Consider the following 14,990-nt stretch of genomic DNA (forward strand, 5'->3'; position numbering starts at 1 on the left):
ATAAACGAACCGTCCGCGAACACCCAAGAACCCGCCGTGACCGAAGAATTCTGGCCTTTCTGCCTGTCGCGCCTTGAACAGGAGTTGCCGCAGCAGCAGTTCAACACCTGGATCAAGACCCTGCGGGCCGAATCCGGCGAGGACGGCGTATTCAAGCTGATCGCACCCAACCGCTTTGTGCTGCAATGGGTGCGCGAGCGCTACCTGCGCCGCATCCACGAACTGGGCGAGGAACTCGGCGGCAGCCCGCTGCAGGTCGAACTCCAGTTGCCGCCGGTCGGTGCCGCGCGTGCCAGCCGCCCGACCGCTGCCGCTGCACCAGCCCGCACCGCCGCGGCTGAACCGGCAGCCGATACCGCCCCGGCACCGGTTGCGGCCGAAGCTGCACCTGCCCGCGCCACGCGCGCACCGGCCGCTGCCAGCCGCGACAAGGACGCCGCCGCTGCGCCGGCTGCATCGTCCGGCCTCGAGCTGGCCTATGAGAAGACCCGCCTCAACCCGGACTTCACTTTCGACACCCTGGTCACCGGCCGCGCCAACGACCTGGCCCGCGCCGCTGCGATGCAGGTGTCGCAGAACCCGGGCACCTCGTACAACCCGCTGTTCGTCTACGGCGGCGTCGGCCTCGGCAAGACCCACCTGGTGCACGCCATCGGCAACGCGGTGTTCAGGCACAACCCGCGCGCGGTGATCCGCTACGTGCACGTCGAGGATTACTACGCCGACGTCGTGCGCGCCTACCAGCAGAAGAGCTTCGACGCCTTCAAGCGCTACTACCGCTCGCTGGACATGCTGATCATCGACGACATCCAGTTCTTCAACAACAAGAACCGGACGCAGGAAGAATTCTTCCACGCCTTCAACGCCCTCACCGAAGCGCGCAAGCAGATCGTCATCACCTGCGACACCTATCCCAAGGACATCCAAGGCCTGGAAGACCGCCTGATCTCCCGCTTCGACTGGGGCCTGACGGTGCAGATCGAGCCGCCCGAGCTGGAAATGCGCGTCGCCATCCTGAAGAAGAAGGCCGAGGCGCTGCGCGTGGCGGTGGACGACGACGTCGCCTTCCTGATCGCCAAGAACCTGCGCTCCAACGTGCGCGAACTGGAAGGCGCGCTCAACAAGGTCGTCGCCTACGCCCGCTTCCACGGCCGCCAGATCGGCCTCGAAGTGGCCAAGGAAGCGCTGAAAGACCTGCTGCACGCACACAACCGCCAGCTTTCCATCGAGCACATCCAGAAGACCGTCGCCGACTACTACAAGATCAAGGTCGCCGACATGCATTCCAAGAAGCGCACCCGCGTCATCGCCCGGCCGCGCCAGGTGGCGATGTGGCTGGCCAAGGAACTGACGCCGATGAGCCTGCCGGCGATCGGCGAAGCCTTCGGCGGCCGCGACCACACGACGGTGCTGCACGCCTGCCGTACCATTGCCGAGCTGCGCCTCGGCGACCACCAGCTCAACCACGACGTCCACGTGCTCACCCAGGTGCTGCGCGGCTGAACCCGAACACTCGATTCCTTCCGATCAACCCAACGACCCGATCTGACGCCATGCTCCTGCTCACCACCACCCGCGATGCGCTCCTGGCCCCGCTGCAGTCGGTTGCCGGCATCGTCGAAAAGCGCCACACGCTCCCGATCCTGTCCAACGTGCTGATCGAGAAGCGCGGCGACCAGCTCACGATGCTGGCCACCGACATCGAAATCCAGATCCGCACCACCACCGCCGGCCACATCGGCGGCGAAGACGCCGCGATCACCGTCGGCGCGCGCAAGCTGCAGGACATCCTGCGCGCGCTGCCCGACGGCGTCGACATCAACCTGACCCTCGACGACAAGCGCCTCACCGTCAAGGCCGGCCGCAGCCGCTTCCAGCTCCAGACCCTGCCCGCCGCCGACTACCCGCGCCTGTCGCCGCCGGACGAAGCCGCCGCGCGCATCACCATCAGCCAGCGCAGCTTCAAGCGCCTGCTCGCCCAGGTGTCGTACTCGATGGCGCAGCAGGACATCCGCTACTACCTCAACGGCCTGCTCATCATTGCCGACGGCGGCGAACTGCGCATGGTCGCCACTGACGGCCATCGCCTGGCCTATGCCGCCGCCGACCTCGACGCGCCGGTGGAGCAGCGCACCGAAGCCATCCTGCCGCGCAAGACCGTGCTCGAACTCGCCCGCCAGCTCGCCGACAGCGACGACCCGCTGGAAATCGTCCTCGCCGGCAACCAGGCGGTGTTCCGCTTCGGCCCGATCGAGCTCGTCACCAAGCTGATCGACGGCAAGTTCCCCGACTACGAGCGCGTGATCCCGCAGGCCCACCCCAAGCTGATCAACTTCGCCCGCCAGCCGCTGCTGGCCGCGCTGCAGCGCGCTGCGATCCTGACCAACGAAAAATTCCGCGGCGTGCGCATGGTGCTCGAGGACGGCCTGCTCAAGATCGTGTCGACCAACGCCGAGCAGGAAGAGGCGATGGAAGAGCTCGAAACCGACTACCAGGGCGACAAGCTCGACATCGGCTTCAACGTCACCTACCTGCTCGACGTACTCAACAACCTGTCGTCCGAGACGGTCGACTGGCGCTTCAACGACGGCAATTCCAGCGCCCTGATCACCCTGCCCGGCAACGACAAGTTCAAATACGTCGTGATGCCGATGCGCATCTAGTGGAGAGCGAAGAAACCATTACTGCGCGGCCCTGCGCCGCTGCGATGCTCGCCATACGGCAGTATGGCTGTGTTTCTCGCACCGGCGCAGGCCCACTCGCCACGGCTTCTTCGCTCTCCACTGTGGCAATTTTGTTTCTTAGGCAGGTAGGATGGGTAGAGCGTAGCGAAACCCATCATTCGCCGTGCGACACCCCACCGATGCTGGTGGGTTTCGCCTACGGCTCTACCCATCCTACGCGTAAGCAGCAGTTTTGTTTTCAAGCAGCAGCGTTCTTTGAATCACCGAGATGACCATGTCCGAACCGCAAAACACGCCGGCCCCGCAAGGGGGCAACGACTACGACGAATCCAGCATCCAGCAGCTCGAAGGGCTGGAAGCCGTGCGCAAGCGCCCCGGCATGTACATCGGCGACACCTCCGACGGCACCGGCCTGCACCACATGGTGTTCGAAGTCGTGGACAACTCCATCGACGAGGCCCTGGCCGGCCACTGTGACGACATCGTCATCACCATCCACGCCGACAACTCGATCTCGGTGACCGACAACGGCCGCGGCATCCCGGTCGGCGTCAAGATGGACGACAAGCACGAGCCCAAGCGCTCGGCGGCCGAAATCGTCATGTGCGTGCTGCACGCCGGCGGCAAGTTCAACCAGAACAGCTACAAGGTCTCCGGCGGCCTGCACGGCGTGGGCGTGTCCTGCGTCAATGCGCTGTCGAAGTGGATGCAGGTCACCGTCTCGCGCGACGGCAAGAAGCACCAGCTCGAATTCGAGCGCGGCAAGCCTCAGAACCGCGTCATCGAAGTCGTCGACGGCGTCGAGATCAGCCCCGCGCGCATCGTCGGCGACACCAGCAAGCGCGGCACCAAGGTGCACTATCTGGCCGACGACGAAATCTTCGGCACCGTCGAATACCACTACGACATCCTCGCCAAGCGCCTGCGCGAACTGTCCTTCCTCAACAACGGCGTCAAGATCCGCCTCGTCGACCAGCGCACCGGCAAGGAAGAGGACTTCGCCTTCGCCGGCGGCGTCAAGGGTTTCGTCGAATACATCAACCGCGCCAAGTCGGTGCTGCACCCCAACGTCTTCTACGCCACCGGCACCACCCGCATCCCCACCGGCCAGGGCCACGATGCCGAACTGGCGGTCGAAGTCGCCATGCAATGGAACGACAGCTACCAGGAACAGGTGCTGTGCTACACCAACAACATCCCGCAGGCCGACGGCGGCACCCACCTCACCGGCCTGCGCGCGGCAATGACCCGCGTCATCAACAAGTACATCGAAGAAAACGAGATCGCCAAGAAGGCCAAGGTCGACATCACCGGTGACGACATGCGCGAAGGCCTCGCCTGCGTGCTGTCGGTCAAGATGCCCGACCCCAAGTTCGCCAGCCAGACCAAGATGAAGCTGGTGTCCAGCGAGGCCCGTCCGGCGGTGGAAGAAGTCGTCGCCAGCAAGCTCGCCGACTTCCTGCTCGAAAACCCGATCGACGCCAAGACCATCTGCAACAAGATCGTCGAAGCCGCGCGCGCCCGCGACGCCGCCCGCAAGGCGCGCGAAATGACCCGCCGCAAGGGCGTGCTCGACGGCGTCGGCCTGCCCGGCAAGCTCGCCGACTGCCAGGAAAAAGACCCCGCGCTGTGCGAACTCTACCTGGTCGAGGGCGACTCCGCCGGCGGCTCGGCCAAGCAGGGCCGCGATCGCAAGTTCCAGGCCATCCTGCCGCTCAAGGGCAAGATCCTCAACGTCGAGAAGGCCCGCTTCGACAAGCTGCTGCAAAGCCAGGAAATCGCCACGCTGATCACCGCGCTCGGCACCAGCATCGGCAAGGACGACTACAAGCCCGAAAAGCTGCGCTACCACCGCATCATCCTGATGACCGACGCCGACGTCGACGGCGCCCACATCCGTACCCTGCTGCTCACCTTCTTCTACCGCCAGATGCCTGAACTGGTCGAGCGCGGCCACATCTACATCGCCCAGCCGCCGCTGTACAAGATCAAGCACGGCAAGACCGAGATCTACATCAAGGACGATCACGAACTCAACGGCCACCTGCTCAAGCTCGCCCTCGACGGCGCCAGCCTGACCCCACGCGAAGGCGCCACCCCCATCGTCGACGAAGCCCTCGGCGGCCTCGCCCGCAGCTACCTGCTGGCCGAAGCCGTCATCAAGCGCCTGGCCAACTACATCGACCCCGAAGTCCTGCAAGTCATGCTCGCGCACGACCTGCAGGTCAACCTCGACGACGAAGCCGCCGCCCGCAGCTCGGCCGAACGCATCCAGGCCCACCTCCCCGAAGGCCTCAGCATCTACCCCGAGTACCACGACGAAACCGAAGCCTGGCGCCTCGTCATCGAGCGCCTGCACCACGGCAACCTCAAGTACGGCTGGGTCGAGCAGGACTTCCTCGTCTCCGGCGACTACCGCAGCATCCGCAACGCCGCCGAAGCCATCGCCGGCCTGATCGGCCCCGGCGCCGAAATCCGCCGCGGCGAAAAGCGCCAGCCCGTCACCCGCTTCGCCGAATCCATCGGCTGGCTGCTGCGCGAAGTCGAGCGCGGCCTCACCAAGCAGCGCTACAAGGGCTTGGGCGAGATGAACCCCGAGCAACTGTGGGAAACCACCATGGACCCCGCCGTCCGCCGCCTGTTGCGCGTACAGATCGACGACGCCATCGCCGCGGACGAGATCTTCACCACGCTGATGGGCGACAACGTGGAGCCGAGAAGGGCGTTCATCGAGGGGAATGCGCTGTATGCGCAGAATATTGATGTGTGAGTTTTGCGCTACCGAAGCTTTTCCGCTCTGTCTGTAACCAGCTTCAAGCATTCCCATGGCGAGAGGCTTCTTTCAAAGCCTTTCGCTCATGTCACTCAAGGCACAAGAGATCCCTGCCTCTCTTCGCCATGCTCATCCAATATCTTTCTGATGTCTTTCGCCTCGCACCAGCCGAGAAAATAGCGAAAGCAAGCAATCAGGAACAATAACGACACTGCAATGAGAATGCCGTACAGCCAGCGCTGTTCACGTACGGACTTCTTCGCCAAAGCCGGAAGCTGGGCCTCTCGCGTCGGCTTCGCAGAGAAGCGCGAGATCCGCCTGCGATATGCGCTCGAAAATGGTGTTCATCGAACCTGCCCACCACAGATAGAACACGCAAAGAAAAACGAGTGCAGCCACAGACGCCAGTTTCAGCACGAGAGGACTCCCGGCCAGGGCAGCAATATCGTTCACATGCCTCTCCAATCGAACGTCACACTGATGAGTTATGCATCTGTAGCCCGATTTCCGACACCGGCGTTTTCTTCACGCCCCCGCTGCACCGACCCCGCAAACGCCAGCGCATCCGGCAGGAACGCCATGAAATCCTCTTCGAAACCCGCGTAATTCTCCAGCAGCTCCTCCCCCGCGCCTTTCAACTGGTTGGGCTGGCGCAGGCGGTATTCGCCGATGCGGTCGAGCGCCAGGGCCACTGAAGCCGGATCGCGGTAGCTGACCAGCCAGTCCTGTGCGGCCATGCGGGTGAACACCTCACGGAACGCCGGCGGCAAGGGCTCTGAATGCGTGGCGATGAGCCGATAGGTGTTGGCCGTGAAGCATTCCAGCTCGCTTTCCCCAGACAAATCCTTCGCCAGCTCCGTCCAATGCACGGCGAGGAAATGGTCGTAGAACAGGTCGACCATGATGCCGCCGACGCGGCGGCGTCGGGCGCTGACCCGGGCGCGGCTACGCTGGAAAGCGGGGTGGGTGTCGGCGTAGGCGTCGATGCGGCGGTGCAGGACGAGGCCGGCGCCAAGCAGGGGGCCGATGCCGGGCGGCAGCGGGTCGAGCGGGCCTCTGACGAAATCGCCGGCAATGCCGCCGACGCGGTCCGAGGACAAGGGGCCGGCCAGGAAGGCGTGGGCTAGGTAGTTCATGGCGCTGGAGCCGGGAAGTGGAAAGATGTGCAAGCGTCGCGCATACCGTCCTTGCACGCATCGGATTCTTCATTGCGGGCGGAAGCTGAAACACCCATCGGCACCGCCGCGCCTGCACTTTTCCCGCCGCAGCCTTGTCGAAGGATTATATGGGCAACGGAGAACAGCCATGCTCCGCAAACACCTTCTCGCCACGGCAGCCATCCTGCTGGCCTTCCCGGTCGCAGCCATGGCAGAGCTTCCGCCCCAGGTCACGGTGGAATTCGTCGAGCCGGAAGGCTACATCGACATCGGCCGCTACGGCTACGACCGGGAACGCAACTTGAAGGCGCTGGAACGTCATTTTGCTACCGAAGCCAGACGTTGCCTGAAATCGGACGAACGCCTCGAAGTACGGATTCTCGACGTCGACCTTGCCGGGCGCCAGGAATGGTGGCACCACGGCAACGACAACCTGCGGGTGATGACCGACATCACATGGCCACGGCTGGAGTTCGAATTCACCAGGCACGCGGCCGATGGCACCGTGCTGGAGAGCGGCCACGAACGGCTGAGGGACATGGACTATCTGCGTCGCAGCGCCTGGGTGCGCCACGACAGCAAGCCACTGCCCTACGAACACGCCATTCTGCGCGACTGGTTCGACAAGCGCTTCTGCCGTCCCCAAAGCGACAACCTGGCGTCACACCGTTCGTAATAATCTGGGAGACGCCAACTGATCGGCCACAAAGAGTGTGATCCGACAGTTCCCCGCCTACGGTGCTCCGTTCTTGCGCTCCCCGGCCTCCGCCGCCAGCAGATGCGGGAACACGTCCATCCTCGCCAGCACCGGAAACAGCTTCATCCATCCGCCGGCCACCGCGAGCGTCGCCGCACCGCCGAACACGACCGCCGGCACCAGCCCGAGCAGGCGTGCGGCGACACCGGATTCGAAGTCACCGAGCTGGTTCGAGGCACCGATGAACACCGAATTGACCGCACTGACACGGCCGCGGATTTCGTCCGGCGTCTCGTGCTGCACCAGGATCTGGCGCACATAGACGCTGACCATGTCACCCGCGCCGCTCAGCGCCAGCGCGATGACGGACAGCAGCAGGCTGGTGGACAGGCCGAACACCACCATCGAGGCGCCGAACAGGGCTACGCCGCCGAACATCCAGGGTCCGACATTACGGCGGATGGGCCGCCATACCAGCATCGCCGCGGCCAGCGCGGCACCGACCGCCGTTGCTGCGCGCAGCAAACCGAGCCCGGCGGCATCGGTGTGCAGCACGTCGGTCGCCATGGCCGGCAGCAGCGCCACGGCACCGCCGAACAGCACCGCGAACAGGTCGAGCGATACCGCACCCAGCACCACCGGGCGCGAGAAGACGAAGCGCAAGCCCTCGAACACCGCACCGGCACCACGATCACCTTCCTGCGCGGCGACGTGGCGCAGGCCGCTGCGTACCCGGCTCATCAGCAGCACTGCGCAGAAGAACAGCGTGGTCGAAGCGATATAAACCGCATGCGGCCCGCCGAGATAGACCACGCCACCCAGCACCGGGCCGACGATCACCGCAACGTGGAAGGACGAGGAATGCAGCGCCACCGCCTGCGCGAAGCGCGGCGCCGACACCAGGTTGATCAGCACCGCCTGGCTGGCCGGCATCATGAACGCCCGCGCGCAGCCGAGCAGCACCAGCACCGCGTAGATCAAGCCGACCTCGCGCCAGCCCGACAGCGTAATCGCCAGCAGCGCCGCCGATGCCAGCCCTTGCAGCGCGAAGCACACGGCGATGATGCGGCTGCGCTCCTTGCGATCCGCCACCTGGCCAGCAGGCAGGATCAGCACCACGAACGGCAGGAACTGCGCCAGCCCGACCAGGCCGAGCGCGAGCAGGTCGCCGGTCAGTTCATAGACCTGCATGCCGACCGCGACACTGACCATTTCGGCGGCCAGCGTGACCAGGATCTTTGCGCTCAGGAAGAAGACGAAATCCCGCTCCTGCAGTACTTCCAGCCGCTCGCGCATGCTCAATTTCGTCTCCACGGGTGTTTCGAGCGGGCGATTATGGCGCATCGGCTTAGAATTCCGCTCATTGCGCCTGCCTCTCACCAGCCATGCAGAACTCGCTTTTCGCCGATGACGGCGCCGGCCTGCCGCCGGTGGTCGAAGCCGCAGCGCCCGATCCGGCGCTGGTCGAGCTGGCCGCCGCGCTGCCGTCCCGGCTGCGCTTCGGCACCTCGTCGTGGAACTATCCCGGTTGGGTCGGGATGGTGTGGAAGCGCGATTACCCGGATGCGGTGCTGTCCAGCCACGGCCTGCCGGCCTATGCGCAGCATCCGCTGTTTCGCACGGTCGGGCTCGATCGCAGCTTCTACCGGCCATTGAGTGCAGCTCAGTACGCCGACTATGCGGCACAGGTGCCGGAGGATTTCCGCTTCGTGGTCAAGGCGCCGGGTGCGGTGACCGACGCCTGGCTGCGCGACTCGTCCGGCCGCGGGCGGCAGCCGAATCCCGATTTCCTCGCCGCCGGGCCGGCGCTGCGCGATTTCATCGAGCCCGTGCTGACCGGCCTGGGAGCGAAGGCCGGCGCGCTGGTGTTCCAGATCAGCCCGCTGCCGACCGACTGGCTGACTCGGATACCGGAATTGATCGCACGCCTGCATGCGATGCTGGCTGCCATCCCCGATCTACGCGCCACCGCAGCCGACGCCGTGGTGGCGGTGGAAGTGCGCGATCCGCAGTGGCTGGTGCCGGCTTTCACCCAGGCGCTGCGCGACACCGGCGCGACCTATTGCATGGGCCTGCATGCCAAGATGCCGCGCATCGCCGAGCAGATTCCGATCCTGCGTGCATTGTGGCCGGGGCCGCTGGTATGCCGCTGGAACCTCAACCCGCTGCACGGCGCCTTCGGCTACGAGGAGGCGCGCCGCGTGTATGCGCACTACGACAAGCTGGTCGATCCGGACCTGGACACCCGCGCCATGTTGGCACGGGTCATCGCCGGCACGGTCGGCGCTGGCCAGAACGCTTATGTCACGCTCAGCAACAAGGCCGAAGGCAGTTCGCCGCTGTCGGTGAGGGCCCTGGCCGAAACCGTCCACGCACTGCAGCGCTGAACGCGCAGGCCAAGCCGCCTTTCATTGCTCGCGCTTCTTGTTGGCGTACATGGCGTGGTCTGCGTGGGCGAGCAGGGTCACGCTGTTCGTGCCGTCAGCGGGGAAACAGGCCGCACCGATGCTGGCGCCGACCCTGAAAACATGCCCGTCGTACTCCAGCGGCGCAGAAATGGCCCTGTACAGCTTATCGATCAGGACCTGGGGTTCGTAGGGCCGCTGCAGGTTCTCGGCAATGACGACGAATTCGTCGCCGCCGAGGCGGACAACGGTGTCGGAGCGGCGCACGCTGCTCGACAGGCGGCGTGCCGTTTCCTTCAGTACGGCGTCCCCCGCCGCGTGTCCATAGGTGTCGTTGATCGGCTTGAAACGATTCAGGTCGATCAGCATCACGCAGCCGATCGTCTGCTGCCGCTCGGCGCGCGCCACCGCGCCCGACAGCTCTTCTTCCAGCACCAACCGGTTGCCGAGCTTGGTCAGCGGGTCGAGGCGGGCGATCTCCATCAGCGCCCGTTCGTTGTCGCGCAGCCTGTCGATCACGCTGGCAAGCTCGACCATCAATTCATCATAGGCGCGCATGACGTCGCCAAGCTCGTCGTTGTGCTTGCGGATCTCGTCGTCGAGTCGGGGCAGATCGTCGCCGCCAAAGCCCACGCCGGTGCGGATCGCTGCCTGGAAGCGCGCCAGCGGCTGGCTGATGGTGCGTCTGAAGACCAGGATCGCGCCCACCATCATCACGCCGAGCATGACGAAGAACAGCACCAGATAGCGCCACATCATGTCGAGTGCGGCATTGGCGATGGAAGCCGGATGGAAGTCCACCGTCAGCTCGCCGACGGTGTACTGCCGCCCCTGCTGGTCGACGTAGATCACATGCTGGCTGTATTGCTGCTGCTCCGTCTGTACGGAGGCGCCCTCACCCGCCTTCAGCGACAGGTTGTTGCACAAATCCTGCACCTGGGCGCCCGATACCGTCGGCAGCGAGGCCAGCGCATCGACCACGCCCTGCGAAGTCATGCTGTCGCAATCCCACAGCGGCTTCACCAGGGCATGCGAGAAGACGCGGACGAGCTCCTGCCGATGCGAGACCTGTGCCGCGAGTTCGACCCGATAGCCGATGAACACCGTGCCGGCGGCGGCCAGCAGGAAGGCGATGACCAGCGGCACGAACAACTGGCCGATGAACTGGCGATACAGCGGCCGGCGGGGCCGGGTGTCGCTCCACGGGGGTTCAGCCGTCACCTTGCCCCGTCCTCGAAAAGAAGATGGCGGTATTTCGGCGGCACCAGGTCGTAGCCGTAGAACGGATTGGGAATGTCGATCACGACGCGGCCGGCGAACACCCCGCGCGGCGGCGGCTTGCGGTACTGCCGCCAGATCCGCAGGAAGCGGCCGTTGGCGACCATCTTGTCGAAGCCGCGCTGCAGCGCATCGAAGACCTCGTCGGCCTCCGGCTTCGGTGACACCCACACGAAACGGAACCAGGGATAGCGTACGATCACGTGCGGATCGATGGTCAATTGCGGATACTTTCCGCGGAAATGCGGCAGGAAATGGGTGAGCGTCTCTTCCAGCCCGAGCGGAAAGAGGTCAAGGAAGCCGGCCTCCATCTGCAACGCAAACTCGCCGTCGGCCCAATCCTTGATTTCCTTGGTCGGAATGCCGGCCGCACGGTAGATCTCGACGTCCATCCAGCCGACGTTCTGCCCCAGGCTGAAGGCCCGCAGGTCTTCCGCGGTCCGGACGCCGGCAAGCATGTCGCGCCGGCTCTCCAGCAGCAGATTGACCCGGTATCCCAGCAGGCCGCGATCGAGCGGAATCGGGATCATCCTCAGCTTGCCGTTGCGTACCAGCTCGAGACGGGTGGGCGTGGCCGGCATCATGTCGATGTGGGTCAGCCCCTCGCTGATCAAGGCCACATTGCGCCGCTCGTTGGCCTTCGGCGAATCGACCATGTCGACCGCCAGCCCGCCGACGCGCAGAGCCTCCTGCACCAAGGCGCGGGCCTGCGCGAGATGGGGTTCGTTCTGCACCGTCAGCGTCATCGCACCGGCGCCGGCGGCCACGAACAGGCCGCAGACAAGCAGGCAGAAACGGATCGGCAGGGCCATGCTCACCTGCTGGTCAGGATGCCTTCCGAAACCTTCTTGCCCTTGGAATACAACGCGATCTGGCCGTCCTCGAATTCGACTTCCATGCAGCCGGAGTTGCCCTTGAGCTTGCCGTCCAGCCATTCACGGCAGTAGCGCCCTTGGTCATCCACCCACCAGCGGCCGTTGGCGCCGGTGGCGTCGGTCAGTTTGCCGTCGGTGCCGAAACTGAGCGTATAGGCGGACTCGGTGCGCAGATAGACGCCGATGAAGGTCGCGCCGCTCAGCATCTTCTCGACTTCGGTCTTGTCGGTGATGAAATTCTGCGCCATCGCGCCGCCTGCAGCGGCAGACAGGGCCGTGGCGGCCAGCAATACGCGTCCTGCATTGTGGATTTCGAGTTTCATGGTTCCCTTCCTGTTGCCTGGTTTGGTCGGATTCATGCAGCCGCGGCTTTCAGCCGCGCACCCCCAGCCTGCCGACGAGACCGCGCAGGGTTTCCTGCAGATCGGCCGGCATCACCACCACCTTGGAGCCGCTGCCTTCACCCAGCTTCTCCAGCGCGGCGATGTACTTCTCGCCCAGCAGATAGAGCATCGGCGTGGTCTGGTCGCCGATGCTCGCCGTCACGCGACGGATGGATTCGGCCGAAGCCTCGGCCAGCATCACCTGGGCATTGGCGTCGCGCTTGGCCGCTTCCAGCCGCGCCTCGGCTTCGAGGATCGCGGCCTGCTTGGCGCCTTCGGCCTTGGTCACCGCGGCCTTGCGCTCGCGTTCGGCGGCAGCCTGCAATTCCATCGCCTTCTGCATCGACGGCGACGGCTTGATGTCCTGGATCTCGACCGACTTCACCGTCAGGCCCCAATCCACCGCTTCGTCGGCAATGCTCTCGCGCAGCCTGGCCTTGATCTTGTCGCGCGACGAAAGTGCCTCATCCAGCTCCATTTCGCCGACGATCGAGCGCAATGTCGTCATGATCAGGTTGCGGATCGCTTCGGAGAAATCGGTCACGCCATACACGGCCTTGACCGGATCGGTCACTTTCACGAAGGCGATGGCGTTGGTCAGGATCACCGCGTTGTCGCGGGTGATCACTTCCTGCTCCTGCACGTCGAGGATGATGTCCTTGGTCACCAGCTTGTAGGCGACCCTGTCGAGATAGGGAATCAGGATGTTGAGGCCGGGGCGCAGCGTGGCATGGTACTTGCCGAGCCGTTCCACCACCCATTCCTCGCCCTGGGAAACGAGCCGCACGCCCTTGGCGATGGTGACGACGATGAAGATCAGGACGGCGAGCGCAATGGCGAGGCCTTCGGTCATGAACGTATTTTCCGTGTATTGAAGCGATCAGGCTTTCGCCACCTTGACGAAGCTGCCTTCGACGCTGACGACGCGCACCCGCTCGCCGGCCGCGATCGGACTTTCGGCCATGCAGGCCCATTCCTCCGCACCCAGCACCGGGCGCTGGAAGCGCACCTTGCCGCGCTCGAATGGCGCCACCGCGCTGACCAGCAGCCCCACTTCACCGATGACTTCACCCGCCGCGGTGCCAATCAGGGTCTTGTGCTGCGAGCGCTTGAACACCCGGAACCACAGCACCGCCATCGCCACCGACGCCACCGTCCAGGCGGCGATCTGCGTGGGCAGGGACAGCTCCGGCATCGCCAGCAGCAGCAAGCCGACCAGCAGCGCGCCGAGGCCGAACCAGATGACGAAAAAGGCCGGAATCACCAACTCGAGCAGCACCAGCCCGACGCCGACGATTTCCCAATGCCACCATTCGATGAGCGATGTGTAGTCCATGGCGCGACTTTAGCGCAGCTCGACGGCAGCGGGTTCGATCTTGCAGCATTCCCGAGTATACGGCGCAGTGGAAAAATTGTGACCAGGAAGGGGAAGAAACTGTGGACAAGACAGGCTGCGCGACGCACGGCGTTTTTCATCAACAAAGCATCCAGTGCTTCTAGGGGAATCATGCACGCCTTTATACAGGCCGCAAGTTGCTGTTTTAAAAATTCTAAAACGGCTTATCCACAGAAATGGGCGATACATGATGTTTACAGTCTTTTAAATATATAAAACCTGTGTACACCCAAAAGAAACAGCCTTCGGCTGCATGAGCACCTGTTTTTCCCCTCCCCCTCACGGGGGAAGGGAGAAGCCCGGTCAGAGGTTTCCAGGAAAAGACATCTGCATCAGAACGGCGGATCGTCCGCCACCACGCTGGCCGCTGCTTCGGAAGGCGCTGTTTTCACTGCAGGTCCGGTTTCCGCTTTTGCCTCGGCCGGTGCCGCCACGACTTCGCCGCCCAGCGCCTGCACCACCGCCGGCAGCAACTGCGCCAATTCGCCGGTCATCAACGCAAACTCGGCATTGAACAGCGCCTCGGCATCGTCTTTCTCGCCGTCGATCTGGTCGCGCACCACATCGAGGAAGTCCAGGCGCTTGATCTCCAGCTTCTCGGTCAGCACGAAGCTGATGCGATCGTCGAAGGTCAGCGCCAGCCGCGTCGGCAGCTTGCCGGCTTCCAGATGGCCTTTCACCTCGTCACCTTCCAGCGTATGGCGCACGTAGCGCACCGCCGCCTTGTCCTCGCCGATCGAGCGCAGTTCGCAGTCCTGGTCGATCGTGAAGCCGTCCGGCGCCTCGCCGCCAGCCAGCCAGTCGGCCATCGCCGACACCGGCGAGCGCTCGGTGCGCAGCAGCGTCAGCGGGAAGCTGTCGAGCGTGTGGCGCAGGTGTTCGAGCACGTCCTCGGCCTTGCTCTGGCTGGCCGCATCGATCACCAGCCAGCCGTTGACCGGATCGATCCAGGCGAACATGCGCCGGCGGCGGGTGAAGGCGCGCGGCAGCAGTTCCTGCGTGACCTGCTCGCGCAGCTCCTTCATCTGCTTGCGGCCCAGCTTGTAACCCTGCTGCTCGGCCATTTCCTCGGCACGCTCGTCGGCCTCCTGCTTGACCACGGCCGAAGGCAGCAGGCGGTGCTCGAAGCCCAGCGACACCAGCCACTGGCCGCCGACCGCATGCACCAGCACCTCGTTGTTCAGCGGCGACAGCCAGCCGCGGCTTTCCATGTCCTGGCTGCCGCAGGGGTGGAAGGGCTTCTTCGCCAGTTGCTCTTCGAGGCGCTCGGCACTCATGTCCCAGTTGGCGGGCAGGCGGTAGATCTGCAGATTCTTGAACCACATAAGTGTGTTTTCCTTGT

At 64.5% G+C, this 14,990-nt stretch carries 14 protein-coding genes; 5 read left to right on the forward strand and 9 right to left on the reverse strand.

Annotated features, from left to right (window positions below; translation table 11 throughout):
- Positions 1 to 36: 36 nt before the first annotated feature.
- The 3 genes from dnaA (at position 37) to gyrB (ending at position 5,454) form a co-directional block, all read left to right on the forward strand.
- Complete coding sequence (dnaA, locus tag ACNQFN_RS00005) at positions 37 to 1,503, forward strand: chromosomal replication initiator protein DnaA (protein ID WP_418647638.1); 1,467 nt, start codon at positions 37 to 39, stop codon at positions 1,501 to 1,503.
- A gap of 50 nt (positions 1,504 to 1,553) precedes the next feature.
- A complete protein-coding gene (gene dnaN / locus ACNQFN_RS00010) occupies positions 1,554 to 2,663 on the forward strand; it encodes a DNA polymerase III subunit beta (protein ID WP_068635678.1) in 1,110 nt (369 codons plus the stop codon).
- Between the two features lie 295 nt (positions 2,664 to 2,958).
- Complete coding sequence (gene gyrB, locus ACNQFN_RS00015; RefSeq protein ID WP_068635726.1) at positions 2,959 to 5,454, forward strand: DNA topoisomerase (ATP-hydrolyzing) subunit B; 2,496 nt, start codon at positions 2,959 to 2,961, stop codon at positions 5,452 to 5,454.
- Positions 5,455 to 5,700: 246 nt separating this feature from the next.
- Here the strand turns inward: gyrB and ACNQFN_RS00020 are convergent, their stop codons facing one another.
- Together ACNQFN_RS00020 and ACNQFN_RS00025 are read right to left on the reverse strand one after the other, a co-directional pair.
- Positions 5,701 to 5,910 carry a hypothetical protein gene (locus tag ACNQFN_RS00020; protein ID WP_157659100.1) on the reverse strand — a complete coding sequence of 70 codons (210 nt, stop codon included), beginning with the start codon at positions 5,908 to 5,910 and terminating at the stop codon, positions 5,701 to 5,703.
- A 32-nt stretch (positions 5,911 to 5,942) separates the two neighbouring features.
- Positions 5,943 to 6,593 carry an ACP phosphodiesterase gene (locus ACNQFN_RS00025; protein WP_068635677.1) on the reverse strand — a complete coding sequence of 217 codons (651 nt, stop codon included), beginning with the start codon at positions 6,591 to 6,593 and terminating at the stop codon, positions 5,943 to 5,945.
- A 169-nt stretch (positions 6,594 to 6,762) separates the two neighbouring features.
- Here ACNQFN_RS00025 and ACNQFN_RS00030 point away from each other — a divergent pair, with 169 nt between their 5' ends.
- Complete coding sequence (locus ACNQFN_RS00030) at positions 6,763 to 7,290, forward strand: DUF3016 domain-containing protein (RefSeq protein ID WP_068635676.1); 528 nt, start codon at positions 6,763 to 6,765, stop codon at positions 7,288 to 7,290.
- Between the two features lie 57 nt (positions 7,291 to 7,347).
- Here ACNQFN_RS00030 and ACNQFN_RS00035 read toward each other — a convergent pair whose 3' ends face one another.
- Complete coding sequence (locus ACNQFN_RS00035) at positions 7,348 to 8,625, reverse strand: MFS transporter (protein WP_418647639.1); 1,278 nt, start codon at positions 8,623 to 8,625, stop codon at positions 7,348 to 7,350.
- 71 nt (positions 8,626 to 8,696) lie between these two features.
- Here ACNQFN_RS00035 and ACNQFN_RS00040 point away from each other — a divergent pair, with 71 nt between their 5' ends.
- Entirely contained in the window at positions 8,697 to 9,698 is a 1,002-nt protein-coding gene (locus tag ACNQFN_RS00040) for a DUF72 domain-containing protein (RefSeq protein ID WP_068635674.1), read from the forward strand.
- A 21-nt stretch (positions 9,699 to 9,719) separates the two neighbouring features.
- On the opposite strand, the gene ACNQFN_RS00045 is transcribed toward ACNQFN_RS00040, so the two are convergent.
- The 6 genes from ACNQFN_RS00045 to ACNQFN_RS00070 all read right to left on the reverse strand — a co-directional run bounded on the left by ACNQFN_RS00045 (position 9,720) and on the right by ACNQFN_RS00070 (position 14,973).
- Positions 9,720 to 10,937, reverse strand: a complete 1,218-nt coding sequence (locus ACNQFN_RS00045; RefSeq protein WP_418647640.1) for a diguanylate cyclase domain-containing protein — start codon at positions 10,935 to 10,937, stop codon at positions 9,720 to 9,722.
- Positions 10,934 to 11,806 (reverse strand): amino acid ABC transporter substrate-binding protein, encoded by an 873-nt coding sequence (locus tag ACNQFN_RS00050; protein WP_245650856.1) that lies wholly within the window; start codon positions 11,804 to 11,806, stop codon positions 10,934 to 10,936. The genes ACNQFN_RS00045 and ACNQFN_RS00050 overlap by 4 nt, the downstream gene beginning before the upstream one ends.
- A 2-nt stretch (positions 11,807 to 11,808) precedes the next feature.
- Positions 11,809 to 12,192, reverse strand: coding sequence for a hypothetical protein (locus ACNQFN_RS00055; protein ID WP_068635672.1), 384 nt, complete (start codon positions 12,190 to 12,192; stop codon positions 11,809 to 11,811).
- A gap of 49 nt (positions 12,193 to 12,241) precedes the next feature.
- Entirely contained in the window at positions 12,242 to 13,105 is an 864-nt protein-coding gene (locus ACNQFN_RS00060) for an SPFH domain-containing protein (protein ID WP_068635671.1), read from the reverse strand.
- A gap of 27 nt (positions 13,106 to 13,132) precedes the next feature.
- Positions 13,133 to 13,588, reverse strand: coding sequence for an NfeD family protein (locus tag ACNQFN_RS00065; RefSeq protein ID WP_068635670.1), 456 nt, complete (start codon positions 13,586 to 13,588; stop codon positions 13,133 to 13,135).
- A 392-nt stretch (positions 13,589 to 13,980) separates the two neighbouring features.
- Positions 13,981 to 14,973, reverse strand: coding sequence for a recombination-associated protein RdgC (locus ACNQFN_RS00070; RefSeq protein WP_418647641.1), 993 nt, complete (start codon positions 14,971 to 14,973; stop codon positions 13,981 to 13,983).
- Between the last annotated feature and the right edge of the window lie 17 nt (positions 14,974 to 14,990).

It is taken from the genome of Thauera butanivorans, from assembly GCF_048398245.1.
Classification (GTDB): domain Bacteria; phylum Pseudomonadota; class Gammaproteobacteria; order Burkholderiales; family Rhodocyclaceae; genus Thauera; species Thauera butanivorans.

Bases quoted from the DNA above. Each gene is read 5' to 3' on its own strand.
- ACNQFN_RS00055 (WP_068635672.1), bottom strand. From the start codon at position 12,192: ATGAAACTCGAAATCCACAATGCAGGACGCGTATTGCTGGCCGCCACG.
- ACNQFN_RS00050 (WP_245650856.1), bottom strand. From the start codon at position 11,806: ATGGCCCTGCCGATCCGTTTCTGCCTGCTTGTCTGCGGCCTGTTCGTG.
- ACNQFN_RS00070 (WP_418647641.1), bottom strand. From the start codon at position 14,973: ATGTGGTTCAAGAATCTGCAGATCTACCGCCTGCCCGCCAACTGGGAC.
- ACNQFN_RS00060 (WP_068635671.1), bottom strand. From the start codon at position 13,105: ATGACCGAAGGCCTCGCCATTGCGCTCGCCGTCCTGATCTTCATCGTC.
- ACNQFN_RS00040 (WP_068635674.1), top strand. From the start codon at position 8,697: ATGCAGAACTCGCTTTTCGCCGATGACGGCGCCGGCCTGCCGCCGGTG.
- ACNQFN_RS00030 (WP_068635676.1), top strand. From the start codon at position 6,763: ATGCTCCGCAAACACCTTCTCGCCACGGCAGCCATCCTGCTGGCCTTC.
- ACNQFN_RS00025 (WP_068635677.1), bottom strand. From the start codon at position 6,593: ATGAACTACCTAGCCCACGCCTTCCTGGCCGGCCCCTTGTCCTCGGAC.
- ACNQFN_RS00065 (WP_068635670.1), bottom strand. From the start codon at position 13,588: ATGGACTACACATCGCTCATCGAATGGTGGCATTGGGAAATCGTCGGC.
- gyrB (WP_068635726.1), top strand. From the start codon at position 2,959: ATGTCCGAACCGCAAAACACGCCGGCCCCGCAAGGGGGCAACGACTAC.
- dnaN (WP_068635678.1), top strand. From the start codon at position 1,554: ATGCTCCTGCTCACCACCACCCGCGATGCGCTCCTGGCCCCGCTGCAG.